Raw genomic sequence first — 13,368 nt, 5'->3', positions numbered from 1 at the left:
ATCAGCCAGAACGACCAACTCCCCTGGTCCTTCCTCATCCACACAGGACTGACCATCCACCAACCACACCCACAGAACTAACGAAAACCTCAGTAAGCTGGGTGCTCACCGCGGCGAGGCTGGCGTCCAGGGGCGGGAGTGTCCAATAGACGGCGGATCCGATGATCAAGGAGACGCCTGATGAGCGAGACCGTCACGGAGCATGAAGCAGAGGAGTCGGTTGTCGAGTCGGCCGCGGAGGCGGTGTCGGACGAGCAGCTGATTGCCATGCTGGTCGACCGAGCCCGCTCCGACGGGCTGCAGCTGACTGGCGAGGGCGGGCTGCTGCAGCAGCTGACCAAGCGGGTGCTGGAGTCCGCCCTGGAAGGCGAGATCACCGACCACGTCGGCTATGACAAGCACGACGCTATGGGCAGGAACAGCGGCAACTCCCGCAATGGCACGCGAGCGAAGACCGTGTTGACCGATGTCGGCCCGGTCGAGGTGAGGGTGCCCCGCGACACCGCCGGCACCTTCTAGCCGCAGATCGTTCGCAAGCGTCAGCGCCGGCTGACCGGAGTCGACGAGATGGTGCTCTCCCTGTCCGCGAAGGGCCTCACACACGGGGAGATATCTGCTCACCTGGCCGAGGTCTACGGCGCGGACGTGTCCAAGCAGACCATCACCACGATCACAGACAAGGTGACGGAGGGCATGGCCGAATGGCAGTCGCGCCCGCTCGACCGCGTCTACCCGGTCGTCTTCGTGGACGCCATCAACGTGAAGATCCGCGACGGCCAGGTCGCCAACCGCCCCATCTACCTGGCCATGGCCGTCACCGTCGAGGGCACCCGCGAGATCCTCGGCATCTGGGCGGGCGACGGCGGCGAGGGCGCCAAGCACTGGCTCCAGGTCTTCACCGAACTCCGCAACCGTGGCGTCGAAGACGTCCTGATGCTCGTCTGCGATGGCCTGAAGGGGCTGCCTGACGCGGTGGAGACGGTCTGGCCACGAGCTGTCGTTCAGACCTGCATCGTTCACTTGATCCGCAACAGCATCCGCTACGTTGCCCGCCAGGACTGGGACAAGGTCGCCAAGGACTTGAAGCCTGTCTACACCGCACCGAGCGAGTCCGCCGCGACTGAGCGGTTCCTGGAGTTCTCCGAGAAGTGGGGCACCAAGTATCCGGCCGTGACCAAGCTGTGGTCCGACGCCTGGGCCGAGATGGTGCCCTTCCTCTCCTTCGACGTCGAGATCCGCAAGGTGATCTGTTCGACGAATGCGATCGAGAGCGTGAACGCCCGCATCCGCAAGGCTGTCCGGGCCCGCGGCCACTTCCCGTCGGAGACCGCCGCGTTGAAGTGCGTCTACATGGCACTGATGAGCCTGGACCCGACCGGCCAGGGCCGACGCCGCTGGACGATGCGCTGGAAGGCCCCGCTCAACGCCTTCCAGATCGCTTTCGAAGGCCGACTCACCCCCCACCACCAACCACTGAACTCAACAACCAAGATCAGCCGTTGATTGGACAGACCCGGTGCGAAGTGGAACGCGACACCGCCTGCCGGTCTGGCGCGGAGGCTACGTCAGGGCGTTGACGCGGTTCTCGCCCCCGATCGTCAAGCGCAGCGACGACATGCACGGCTTCGTCGTATTGCCCAAGCGCTGGATCGTGGAGCGGTTCTTCGCCCACCTGATGCGAAGTCGCCGCATAGTGCGCGACTTCGAGCGATCCACCAGCGGCGCCGAGGCGATGGTCTACTGGTCGATGACGCAGCTCATGACCCGCCGCCTTGTCCGGCCACGCCCTTCGCGAGCGTGAACCGGCCCGGCGCCGGCTCGACCAGCCACCCCCGGGCCACGAGCCGCTTCGCGCCAGCTCAGCGACCCAGTTCTGGGCCGCGGCGAGGTTCGGCGCGGTGCCGGCCACCTGGTACGTGAAGTCGTCCCACTCTTCCAGGACCCGTGGCTCGTCGGGCCGGAGGTGGCCGGCGCCGCCGTGCACCGGACGGTGACGGCGGTAGATGTCCATCGGCCGTCGGCGCCGCTTGTCGTACGCGGCGAGCGGGTCGTCCCATCGTGAGGGGCGTCCAGAGTGATGTGCAGGGTGCCTTGTCCTTTGACAGTGAAAACGATCTCTTCGATTCGCGTCCGAAGGGTTCCGGCATACCACCCCGGGCGCGGGGTGGTATGCCGGTACCGTTGAGGCAGAAGTCAGTACACGGGGGTCTGATATGCGTGTGCCTCTTGAGGCTGGGCTGGTCCGGATCTGGGACGGTGACGAGCCCGTCGGCGCCGGCTTTCTCGCCGGCCCCCGGCACTTGGTATCGGCCGCGCACGTGGTCGCCGGAGTTCTCGGGATATCCACCGACGAGCCCCCGCTCGAGGGGGCCTCGGTCAGTCTTGATTTCCCGCTGCTCGCTCCCGGCAGACGGCAGCTCGCCGACATCGTCGCCTGGCGGCCTCCCGTGCCGGAGCACGGGATGGACGTCGTCGGGCTCCGGTTGCGGGAGCCACCGCCTACGGACGCCCGGCCGCTCGTCCTGAGCCGGCGGCACGGGGAGTTGGACGGTTCGCTGGTCATGGTGGGCTTTCCCCGCGGTCTGGAGCTCGGCACCTGGGTGCACGGGCGCCAGGGCGGTCCCGTTGCCACGGGCTGGGTGGAGATCGAGAGCGACCCGGCACGGCAAGCCATGTTGGCCCCCGGCTTCTCCGGAGCCCCGGTGTGGAGCACCGACGCGGACGCTGCCGTGGGCATGGTCGGCTACCGGGTCACCGGCGCCGGCACGAAGATCGGCTACATGCTCCCGGTGGATATGCTGCTGGAGGCGTGGCCCGAGCTGGCCGAGGTGATCGAGCGGCGCGCTCCGTACCGGGCGCTGCGTCCCTTCACCGAGCAGGACGCCGATCTTTACTACGGGCGCGAGGAGTTGGCCGGTCAGCTCGTCGACCGCATCCGCTTCGGAGTGCCGCTGATCAGCGTCATCGGCGGATCAGGCATCGGGAAGTCCTCGCTGTGGCATGCAGGCGTGGTGCCCCGGCTGCGTGCCGCCGATTCCTCCGGCACCGTCCGGCTCACCCTGGCGTTACGCCCGTCCGACGCCGCCACCCCGCTGACCGCACTGGCCTTCGCCCTCGACCGGCTGATGCGCCCCGACCTCACAGCGGTGGCCCGGCTGGAGTCGGTTGCCGCGACCGAGGTCCGGCTGGCCGGCGGACAGCTGCCCGACATCGTGGCGGCTGTGCTGGAGCAGCACCGTGCGGACCAACTGGTCGTGTGCGTGGACCAGTTTGAGGAGTTCTTCGCGGCGTCGGACAACGACCGCTCCGCATTCGTTCGCGCTCTTCTGCCCTGCTTGTCCGCCGGGTCCCGACTGTGTGTGCTGGTGAACCTGCGCGACACCTTTCTGGGGACGGCGCTGACCGATCGCGCCGCCGCCGACCTGGCCCGGACGTGGCTGCCGGTCACCGTGGGCGAGATGACCGAGGCCGAACTGCGCCGGGTCATGACCGGGCCGCTGGAGGGTGTCGGCACGGTCGCTTTCGCCGACGGGTTAGTCGAACGCATCCTGGACGACCTGAAGCACACCCCGAATCCCCTGCCCCTGCTCGAATTCACTCTCGCCGAACTGTGGCAGCGCCGACGGGCAGGCCTGATGACCCACGCGGCGTACGAGGAACTGGGCGGCATCTCAGAGGCCCTCGCCCGCTACGCGGACCGGATCTGGGCCGGCATCGACCCGGAGAGCCGGGAGGTCGCCGACCGGCTCCTCATCCAGCTGGTCCGGCCCCTGCCCGACGGCGACCTCGCCGTACGCCGCACCGCGTTGCGCGACGAGTGCGACGAGAACCAGTGGACCGTCGGGCAGCGCCTCGCCACTTCACGGCTGCTAGTGATGCACCGGATCGGCGGCGACCCAAGTGGCGCCTCCGGTATCGAGCTGGCGCACGACTCGCTCCTGTTGCACTGGCAGCATCTGCGCGAGCTCTGCGACGAGCACCGCGCGTTCCGCGTCTGGCAGGACACTCTCCGGCAGCGCATGGCCACCTGGTCCGAACAGGGCTGCCCGGGCAGGCGGCTGCTTGCCGGTGCTGAGCTGAGGGACGCCCGCCGGTGGGGGCGCACTCACGAGGCCCATCTCTCCGCCCGGGAGCTTCAATACATCATGGCCGGCCGGGTGCGCCGCTGGCGAGTGAACGGCACGGTCTCCGTCGCCCTGGCCCTCGCGCTGGTGGCGGGGACGCTGACCTACCAGAACCGCAGCGAGCAGGTGGTGCAGTCCCTCGCGGGAACCCTGCGTACCAGGGCAGAGGAGCGGGCTTCCTACGACCCCTACGGCGCGATGCAACTGGGCCTGCGCTCCTATCGTACGCACCCGGACAGCGGTCTGCCGGACGTCTTCGACGGACTGGGTCCCGTCGACCGGATAGTGCCGAACCTCGGTGCGACGACCACGGCACCAGGCGGCGAATCCCCGACATCGACACCGACCGCGCAGAAAGTTCCCCCGTTGTCGTACGCCGACCAGATGGCACTTCAGGATCTGACCCACCTGGTGGCGCCCGGCGGCCGGACCCTGGTCACGCTCGCTCCGAAGGGCCAGATCGTCCCGTGGCGGGACACCGGGCGCGGGCTGGTGGCTGAGCCCCTGGACGGGGTGCTGGTGGAGAACGACCTGGCCAACAAGGCGGTGATCAGCCGCGACGGACGGTACGTCACGTTCCCGGACCAGCCCTTTCCGGACATGGAGAGTAAGCGGGGCGTCCCCGGCTCCTGCCCTGTGCCGGACCCCATGAGCACCACCATCAAGAACTGCCTGGTCGTCTACGACACGGTCGAACACCGGGTCGTCCTCGGTACCGAGTTCGCCCCGCTGCCCCGGGTCGGCCGGATCTCCATGAGCATCGATCCGAACAATCGGGTACTCGGGCTGGTGCTGCCGGACAGCTTGGAGCCCACGACGGCCGCGGGCCAGCGCAACACCCTGTACCTCCTCGACCTCAATACCGGCAGGCTCCTCCGCAAGGCCGTATTACCGTGGCGGAGCACGGTGTTCGACTTCTGGCTGGGTCCGGACGGCGAGTCTGCGATCCTGGGCGAGGCCGAGGCAGACGAGTCCTCGATCCGTACCGACGTCACCCTGACCCGAGTGCGCGTGGAACCCGATCGGATCACCCGCACCGCGCTGGCAGATCCGACCCGGACGCAGAACTTCACCACGAGCTTGGACGGCCGGACCGTCGCCGCGGTGCTCAAGGGCGCGCCCGGCGCCCCAGCCGAGCTGAGGGCCTGGAACATCGCCACCGGCGCGCAGACGGGGTACATCCCGCGCCTCGACCCCGCGGAGGCGGACGGGACACTCACCCTCAACTCCACCGGGACCGCCGCCTGGTTCTCCCTCCTCCCCGATGCCGACGCCATCAACGACAACGTCGACATCACCGAGTTCGTCGCCAAGGCCAGGAGCCGCGTATCCATCAGGTCACTTACCACGGGAAAACGCGTCGGCCGCTACTCCTATCCGGGGGCCTGGTCGACGCTGATGCCGCTTGGTGACTCCCCGGACGGCCCAGTCCTGCTCGTCGACGGCACGGCGCTGGGCGTCGTGTCGGCGGCCTCCGGCGGGCGGAGCCCCCTCCAGCGCGTGGCGGCCGCGGCCGAGGCCGGTCCACGCGAAGCCATCAGGAAGCCGCCCGGCGTCGACCGACTGTGCGCGCTCCTGGGCCCCCAGGTCAATGATTCGCGCAACATCAAGAATTTGGTCCCCTCCGGGGCGTACAACGGATCCCTGTGCCCTTGAGCCGGGAGTACCTACGAAACACGCACCATCACTCACGGATGAGGTGTCACATGGCTGAGATCGCTCGCTGGGCGCTGGACAACGGCGGAGAGGTGCTGGTGGAGATCGCGGAGGACGGCCCTGAGATCAGCCCGGTGTCCCGTTCCCGGGATGTGGTCCGGTCTGCGGCGACCTCGCTCGGGTCCGCACTGAGCAGTGTGCGGGACGCATCGTCCACGATCCTCGGCCAGTTCCGAGATGCGCCCGTGTGCCCGGACAAGATCGAGGTGGAATTCGGGGTGCGCCTGAGCACCGAAGCCGGTGCCGTCATCGCCAAATCCAGCCTCGACGGCCACTTGACGGTCAAGCTCAGCTGGGAGGGCGGACGAGCCGCCCAGGAATGAGCCTCCCGGTACTGGCAGGTCGCGCACAGCTCTCCCAGCCTCCGCCGAGGCCCTTGCCGGGAGCCCCGCCGACACCCACACCGAGCATGGCTTCTCGCGCAAGCGCTCCGGTCCTCGGGGTGCTCCCTCGCACTCGTCTGTCTGCGGCAGCGTCGTTGTACCCGCTGGCTATCTACAAGGCGTGGTTGATGCCCGGGGGTGGTTGCTGTGTGTCCCGCCCTGCTGAGTCGGCTGTCTGCATCGTCGTGGCTGACTTTCGTGGGCTAAGGCTCATCAGCTACCCACTCCTCTCGTCGAGGCCGTTCACGGCGGTGTCGATATGGCTGGTGGGGGTAGCTCTCGGGCACATCGGTGAAGGGGGCGGGATGGGGAAGGCGAGCCGGGGCAAACGGCAACGTAGTCGGGACCGTGGTGGTGAGTGGACTGCCGGCAAGGCAGCGGTGAAGGCCTCCAGGATGAGGGCGGATACCTTACGGAACCTGGCGGGCAATCCGTGGGTGCGCCTCAACGTGGCGGGCAATACGCAGAACACGCTCAGCGACATGTACCAGGTGGTGCTCAACAGTGATGCGCCAAGAAACGCCGAGTGGGACATGACCTGTTCACTGGTATTAGGCAAGCTCGGCCGGCGGCCACCGTGGCCCTCCAGCCCGGAAGTAGCTGCGGACTGGCAGCTGGCGCAGTACCTGGATGTCGTGCAAACCGCGGAGTTGATGGTCATCTCCCCCTCCGCCCATGCCTCCGTCATGGCAGCTGCAGCCACGCTGGAACCCGGAGATCTCAGCACCCTGTCACGAGACCGGGACGTGGTAGTCCCTTGCGGTTTCCTGGTGTTACCCGAGCCTGTGGTGTGTGTGAACCGGATCGGATCGCTATCCGACACCGTGGCCTACGGCTGGCAGTTCATCACTCAGCACCAGGTGCTGCCCACCGCGCAATACGCAGGCGTCCGCATCAGCACCTACATGGATCGAGACGGCCCAGTCCAGCCCGAAGAATGGCGAGCTGCCATGGCCTACGCGAGTGCCTCCGGCAACCCTCTGCCCCGGCTTGTGCCCGATGGGATGTATGGGATGCGAGGGGACGCAGCCGCCCGTACAACAGACGACGGATTCGTGGACTTGCTGACAGAGAAACACAAGCAGATACAAACCGCGCTCACACAGGCGTCCGCCCGGCGCGCCGAGCCCGTCGCCGACACCGGTGAGTGGGCCGGCGGCCACGTAGAAGACCCCCACGACGACTTCGCATGCCGCTACATGTTCGCCTTCTGGCGACTCGTAGCTCAGGGCGTCACCACGACCCAACCCCTGACAGGCCCGCCCTCCAATCAGAGGACCATAAGAGACCCGCACGACCCCGACGTCCGGGTCGTGCGCCTGACCCAGCAGGTGCCTGCACAGCGCTTGGCGGAGGAAGGGGAGGAGAAGCAGGTGAGGACGTATCACCACCGCTGGCCGGTACGTATGCACAAGGTTCGGCAGTGGTACCCGTCCGCACAGGAACATCGCCTGATCTGGCGGGGCCCCTACATCAAGGGCCCCGCCGACGCTCCCCTCATGCTGGGCGAGAAGGTCTATGTAGCCGACCACTGAGGTCCACCTCGCCGCAGACGACGAAGCACGGCTCCTGGCCTTTGCCGTCACCACTGGCCAGGCCGGGTGACGCGCGGACTTCGAGACGGTCATGGCCCGCATCCGCGTGCCACATCGACGAGGCCTCCGCCCCGCGATCGGCCGGGTACGGCTAGGCGGGTTTGCTGCTGCCGGGCGCAGGAAACCTGTGGGACATGGCCGGTGACCTTCACTACCCTCGCCCTGAGAAAGGACGTGGGCATGGCCCTGGTGAAGAAGGGGGCGCGGCGCATCACCGTCGACGGCGTCACCTACCGATGGAGGCTTCGTGGAAGGCCCACCTACGACCAGGGACTGGTCTGGTCGCCCCTGACCTATGCGGTCGAACACGCAGAGACTCCCGGCACCACACTGGTGATCACGACCAACCAGCCACACCCAAACAACTGGTTCGGCAGACGGGCTGACCCTGTCCTGCCTTCCGACGTTGCTGACAGCATTCGAACCGCCCGCGCCAACGGTTGGACTCCCGAGAGCTCCGGCTCTCCATTCCATCTCGACCAGTCGGAGGGCTTCGTCTCCTCCCGCTGACTCGCCCAGCGGCAGAAGGACTCACCGATGACGCGGTCGGTGAGTCCTTCTGTTATCTGCTCCCCACTTTCTCCAGTTGGTTCACTCCGTGAACCAACTGGGTGGTCAGGCTCCGGGGGTGACGGACTGGGCCGTCTCGAAGGCTGCCTTCTCCTGGTCGCCGAAGTTCGTCCCGGCCATGTAGGGGCTGGGGGCACGGGACTGGGCTTCGGCGATCGCGTCGAGGCCGCCGGTGCTGGACTGGGCGAAGTGCGAAGTGACGCCGACTAGGACGCCCTCGCCGGTGGACGGGTCGAAGTCCTTGAACCAGGGGCCGCCGCTGGCGCCGGGGCTGAGCTGGGTCTTCATCAGGTCGCTGTTGGTGTCCGACCACCACTCGCGGTTGATCCAGGACGGACCCTGGCTGAAGAGCAGGGAGCGTCCGTCGTAGATGCGCTGTTGCGCGGCGGGAACGTTGTTGACGTTCGGGGAGCCGTTGATCACTGCAACGCCGGTACTGGAGAAGTTGGGGCCGCTGTAGCTCTTGAAGTTCACGGTGGGGTAGCCGAAGTTGGTGCGCGGCGTCGTGCGGGCCGGGTTGAAGCCGATCGGCTGGCCGCCGCCCACGACCTCTTCGATCGGGCGGTCGTCGGCAGGGTTGTCGACGACCATCGCGGCCATGTCGTTGTTGTTGAAGTGGTTGGCCTGAGCCGCCCATCCCTCGGTCCACCAGGCTCGGGTTACCGCCCACACGCCGTACGGTGCGACGTCGGAGTCGATCGCCGGGCCGCTGTTCAGGTCGGTGCCCGGCGCGACGCGCGGCAGGTTCTCGCCCCGGAAGCCGGGGATGAACAGTACGTTCGTCGCGACCTGGTTCAGGTCCCGCGGAGCGTTCAGGCCCCAGTTGATGCGCAGGCAGTGGGCCGCGGTGACCACGACGCTCTTGTTCTGGCTCTTGACCACCGTGGCGGTGCAGGACGCGAGGTCATCGGTCGTGCCCGTGCCATCGGCGTTGCGCATCCGCATCACCAGCTTGCCCGCCGTCCGGGTGACCTTGCCGCCGCCAGCCCAGGGCCGGGCGGTGTCGTCCCATCCGGCCGCCGGAGCGACGGCCTCGGCCCCGTCGCCGTTGAGCGCGGCGGCCGACAGCCGGTTCAGGTTCCAGTACCCGGCCTGCTGCTGGAGCCCGGCCTCGTAGCCGTCGCCGAGCGGGACAAGGCGAAGCTCGACCGGTCCGGCGGCGTACGCGGCCGGGGCACTACCCAGGGTGCCCACGGTCGCCAGGGCCACCGCGGCGGCCAGCATGGATATCCGCCGGATGGTTAACGGAAGCGTCCTCAAGGCGTACTCCTCAAGAATGGCAGTGTCTGAGCGAAGCTAACGGCTGGCACCGAGTCCGTTCGAGCGGGTTTCCGGCCATGCATTTCGCTAGCTTGGAGCGCAGATCGCACGCTGCTACGGGAGACAAACCGGGCGATCGCCGTCGCTCTTCGGGTGAGCGAGCGTTCGGTGGAGCGGTGGCGTCGGGCCTGGCGCGAACGCGGCGAGGCCGGGGGCCTGTCGAAGGGCTCTCCGGGGTGGTCCCGGCTCAGCGTGACCCAGATCGCTAGGCTGGGACGAGAGTTGGAGCGTGGCCCGCTGGTTCATGGCTGGGCAGACCAACGATGGACACTGGCGCGGGTCAAGACACTGATCGGCCGTCTGTTCCACGTCTCCTACACCGTCGAGGGCACCTGGCAGCTGCTGAAGCGGCACGGCTGGTCGTGGCAGCAGCCGGCCCGGCGGGCTATCGAGCGCGACGACGATGCCGTCGAGGTGTGGAGGAAGGAGACTTGGCCCACCGCTCGTCCGTACGGCTACGCCCAGCGCATCCCGATCGCGGACAGCTGCTCCATGCGCTCCGGCGTCAGTGTCGTGGCCCTGGAGCGTTGGTTGGCGACCCAGGCGCCGAGCTTGAATTGCAGCTCCCAGCCTTCGTCGGCGAGCACGGTCTCCACGTGCTTGCGTGGCACCTTCAGGTGTCCTTCGCGTTCGTAGAACTGCTGGGCGGCAGCGAGGTTGGCTGCCCATTTGTCGGCTTGGCTCGTGCGGGGCTTCGGCTTCTCGTCCTCGCCGGCAGGCTCGATCCCGAGGACTTGCTCCAGCATCCATTGCTGCACGCCGGTGAGCTTGTCCCACCCAAAGCGCTGGGCACGGACCCACCGCCCGAGATCCTCGCCCTGGTGCACGACGTCCCCGGGTTCGGCGGGCAGTTCGCCGCCCTGCTCCAGGTGCCGACGTGTGAGGTGGAAGGCACGCTGCCACTCCACGGGCCACGTGGGGCACCACGAGGGGTCGATCTCCTCCAGCTGCTCGCGCCGCTCCTCCGACAGGGCGCCGGCCGACGATCCGACCGGGAGTCCTTCCGCACGCCGCTGCTCGATCTCGGCAGCCTTCCGGGCGGCGGCCCGCGCGTTCTTCAGGAAGATCCCGACCTTCGCGCCTCGGAAGGTGGCGTCCAGCGGGGCCAGGAGGTGCCCGTTCTCGGCAGCCCACCCGCGCACGGCGGCCATGCCCTCCTCCCACGCGACGTCGAAGTGGCTCCAGACCATGCCCAGCTTCTCCAGTTGCTCGACGCGGTTCTTGTCCATGTTCCCGCGGGCGTAGAAGCGCCGGTTGTCGGCGATCCACTGTCCCAGCGGGAAGTTGGCGAGCGAGGCTGGCCACCCTTCGGCCTCGGTCTCCGGGCCCTCCGGGACGCGGTATGTGAACGGCACCTTCAGGTCGCCGCGCTCGCGGGCGTAGATCACGGCGGCCTCGATCCCGCGCCGCCAGTGCTCGTGCTCCGGATTGAGGACGCGCAGGTTGATGAACGCGGCCAGGGAGGCCGGGTCGCGCGGGGTGGAGAACTTCAACAGCGCCTTCGCCGGGGCGGAGGGCCCGCCGCCCTCGCCCCCGGCACCCTTCTCCTTGTCCTTGCTCTCCTTCTGGACGGGCTTGTAGCGGCTCGGGGCCTGCTGCTCGGCCAACTGCTCCACGACCCTGGCGTCGTGCGCCCTCAGCGCCTCCAGCAGCTTCGCCAGCCCGCCGAACGCCCGGGACGTCAGCATGTTGTCCGCCGTCTCCCCAGGCCCCAACAGGACCGGCACGACCAGCGACGCCACCTTGCCCTCGCCGGGCTGCATCCGTAGCGCCCGCCCCACCGCCTGGACCAGGTCGGGCATCGAGCCCCGCACGTCAGCCCAGTAGACCGAGTCGCAGTTCTTGGTGTCGACGCCTTCCCCGAGGACCTTTACCGAGCTGAGGAAGCCCTTCTCCACCACAGTGCCGTCCGTGGCGATGAGGTCGGCGAACTCCCCGAGAGCCCGCCGGCGGTGGATCGGCTTGTGCTCGCCGCATAGCCAGTCAGCCCAGACCGTGGCCGGGTACAGCTCGGGGTCGGCGTCGTGCAGCTGCGCGGCGACGTTGGGCAGGCCGGTCGCGAACGCCTCGGCCTCCTTCACCATGTGGTGGAAGACGAGTGTCCTGCGGAAGTTCTCCTCTGCCGACGCCTTGACCAGGGCCGTCTGGAGAGCGGCGAGCCGGGCCCCGCGCACCTGGTCTGAACGTCCCTCCGCACCGAGCAGCTGCGCGGCCTGGAGCTGGGTGTCGGTGACGTCCACGCAGACCACCTGGTACGGCGCGCAGATTCCCCGGTCGATCGCCTCTGACAACGTCAAGGTGAAACACCTGCTGCCGAACGGCCCGTTGGGGTCATCCTCCATCGATGCCACCAACTCGCCTGGCGCTCCCTGCTCCTGGTTCTCGTCCAGCTGCCACAGCCGGGGTGTGGCGGTCATGTACAGGCGGCGCAGGGACGGGATGCGGGTGTTGTCGTGCACGACCGCCCATGGCTTCCCGATCTGCCCGGACGTACGGTGCGCCTCGTCCACGACAATCAGGTCCCAGCCCGGAAGGCCGGCCTGGTGCGCTCGCTCCAGAGTGCCCAGCCCAAGCGAGGCGTACGTGGCGTACACGGTGACCCTGTCGAACGGCCGCACCCAGTCGACCAGTTCGTCCACGTCCGTGGTGTTGGGGAAGGATGCCTCCTCACCCCGCAGGGAGGAGACACCGATCATGGCTCCCCGGCGGCCTCCCTCGCGCCACGCGGCCTCGGTCTGGGCGAGCAGGTCCAGCGAGGGCACGAGCACCAGCACGCGGCCTGCGTGGAGCTCCTCCGTGCTGCGGGCGGCGACCCGGGTCTTCCCGGACCCGGTCGCCATGATCACCTGAGTCCGGAGTCCTCGCTCGGGCACAAAAGAACTTGCAGGCAATTCGAGGGCACGAAGGACCGCGTCAATGGCTTCGCGCTGGGCGGCTTCGCGCTGATCGGCGCGGTTCATGGTCGACATATCCGTATGCCTCTCCTGGGTGCCGTCAGGTCGATTCGAGCGGCGGGAAGTTGGAAACTTGCACGTAGAAGAGCTGCGATGGCTACAGTTGGCCTGACGCTGTTGACTGACTGCTCTGACTACCAGGGAAGTCAGCAAGGGCTTGCGGTGGACCCCGATAAGCCTCCAGAGCGGTTCCGGGTGGCGTGCTCTGAGTCCAGAGATTATCTCACTACTAAAAATGAAGCACACAGAATCCAGAGATTCCCTCTAACGTGGCTTGAAGTTGCTATTCTGCCCTTATCGCAAGCCAGACAGGGCCTTGACGGGCCCTCAACCTGCTTTCTCGTCTGGTTGACTGTTCTCCGTGTTCACGCACCCTCCCGACCGCCTGTCACCCCCCTTCTCCTCCTCCCCACTGGCGGACCATCAACTGTGCGCTGACCCGCCCAGGCCGTAGCCGGCTTGGTGACGCGGAGCGTCACTGTGGCTGGAGCGCAGCGGAGGCCACGGGGTCGGCCGGAGGCCGACCGCGCCTCGCAACGCGAGGCGCTGGCACTGTGGTTGGCGGTGGGCGCGCAGCGCGTGCCGTGTGGCGGTGAGCGGAGCGAGCCGCATCCGCTCACGCGGAGCGTGAGCGGAACACCCGCGCGTAGCGCGGGTGTTCGCTTCTTCGGGCGCAGCCCGAAGGGACCCGCTCCGCGAGATCGGA

General features: G+C 67.9%; 6 protein-coding genes and 4 pseudogenes. 7 read left to right on the top strand and 3 right to left on the bottom strand.

Annotated features, from left to right (window positions below; all coding sequences use genetic code 11):
• Positions 1-267 precede the first annotated feature (267 nt).
• Both AB0C96_RS42565 and AB0C96_RS42560 read left to right on the top strand, forming a co-directional pair.
• A pseudogene (locus tag AB0C96_RS42565) lies at positions 268-1,503 on the top strand (IS256 family transposase).
• A 91-nt stretch (positions 1,504-1,594) separates the two neighbouring features.
• Positions 1,595-1,708: pseudogene (locus tag AB0C96_RS42560) on the top strand (IS5/IS1182 family transposase); the annotation flags it as partial.
• Between the two features lie 192 nt (positions 1,709-1,900).
• Here the strand turns inward: AB0C96_RS42560 and AB0C96_RS42555 are convergent.
• Positions 1,901-2,011, bottom strand: a pseudogene (locus tag AB0C96_RS42555) (hypothetical protein); the annotation flags it as partial.
• A 208-nt stretch (positions 2,012-2,219) separates the two neighbouring features.
• On the opposite strand from AB0C96_RS42555, the gene AB0C96_RS42550 reads away from it, so the two are divergent.
• The 4 genes from AB0C96_RS42550 (at position 2,220) to AB0C96_RS42535 (ending at position 8,328) form a co-directional block, all read left to right on the top strand.
• The gene (locus AB0C96_RS42550) at positions 2,220-5,780 is read left to right on the top strand and encodes a serine protease (protein WP_362925618.1); all 3,561 of its coding nucleotides are present in this window, start codon (positions 2,220-2,222) and stop codon (positions 5,778-5,780) included.
• Between the two features lie 50 nt (positions 5,781-5,830).
• Complete coding sequence (locus AB0C96_RS42545; RefSeq protein ID WP_362925616.1) at positions 5,831-6,163, top strand: CU044_2847 family protein; 333 nt, start codon at positions 5,831-5,833, stop codon at positions 6,161-6,163.
• A gap of 365 nt (positions 6,164-6,528) precedes the next feature.
• Positions 6,529-7,758: a hypothetical protein gene (locus AB0C96_RS42540; RefSeq protein WP_362925615.1), complete on the top strand. Its 1,230-nt coding sequence runs from the start codon at positions 6,529-6,531 to the stop codon at positions 7,756-7,758.
• Positions 7,759-7,998: 240 nt separating this feature from the next.
• Positions 7,999-8,328: a hypothetical protein gene (locus AB0C96_RS42535; RefSeq protein ID WP_362925613.1), complete on the top strand. Its 330-nt coding sequence runs from the start codon at positions 7,999-8,001 to the stop codon at positions 8,326-8,328.
• 105 nt (positions 8,329-8,433) lie between these two features.
• Here AB0C96_RS42535 and AB0C96_RS42530 read toward each other — a convergent pair whose 3' ends face one another.
• On the bottom strand, positions 8,434-9,648 hold the full coding sequence (locus AB0C96_RS42530; protein WP_362925611.1) for a hypothetical protein: 1,215 nt from the start codon (positions 9,646-9,648) through the stop codon (positions 8,434-8,436).
• A gap of 153 nt (positions 9,649-9,801) precedes the next feature.
• On the opposite strand from AB0C96_RS42530, the pseudogene AB0C96_RS42525 reads away from it, so the two are divergent.
• Positions 9,802-10,080: pseudogene (locus AB0C96_RS42525) on the top strand (winged helix-turn-helix domain-containing protein); the annotation flags it as partial.
• 83 nt (positions 10,081-10,163) lie between these two features.
• On the opposite strand, the gene AB0C96_RS42520 reads toward AB0C96_RS42525, so the two are convergent.
• Complete coding sequence (locus AB0C96_RS42520) at positions 10,164-12,677, bottom strand: Helicase associated domain protein (RefSeq protein ID WP_362925610.1); 2,514 nt, start codon at positions 12,675-12,677, stop codon at positions 10,164-10,166.
• Positions 12,678-13,368: the final 691 nt, after the last annotated feature.

The organism is Streptomyces sp. NPDC048506 (assembly GCF_040651315.1).
Taxonomy (GTDB): Bacteria; Actinomycetota; Actinomycetes; order Streptomycetales; family Streptomycetaceae; genus Streptomyces.
Note: the sequence above shows the minus strand (reverse complement) of the source record. Positions and strands in the feature narration are given on the sequence as shown.

Coding starts and splice junctions, on each gene's coding strand:
- AB0C96_RS42535 (WP_362925613.1), top strand. CDS start 7,999: ATGGCCCTGGTGAAGAAGGGGGCGCGGCGCATCACCGTCGACGGCGTC.
- AB0C96_RS42520 (WP_362925610.1), bottom strand. CDS start 12,677: ATGTCGACCATGAACCGCGCCGATCAGCGCGAAGCCGCCCAGCGCGAA.
- AB0C96_RS42545 (WP_362925616.1), top strand. CDS start 5,831: ATGGCTGAGATCGCTCGCTGGGCGCTGGACAACGGCGGAGAGGTGCTG.
- AB0C96_RS42540 (WP_362925615.1), top strand. CDS start 6,529: ATGGGGAAGGCGAGCCGGGGCAAACGGCAACGTAGTCGGGACCGTGGT.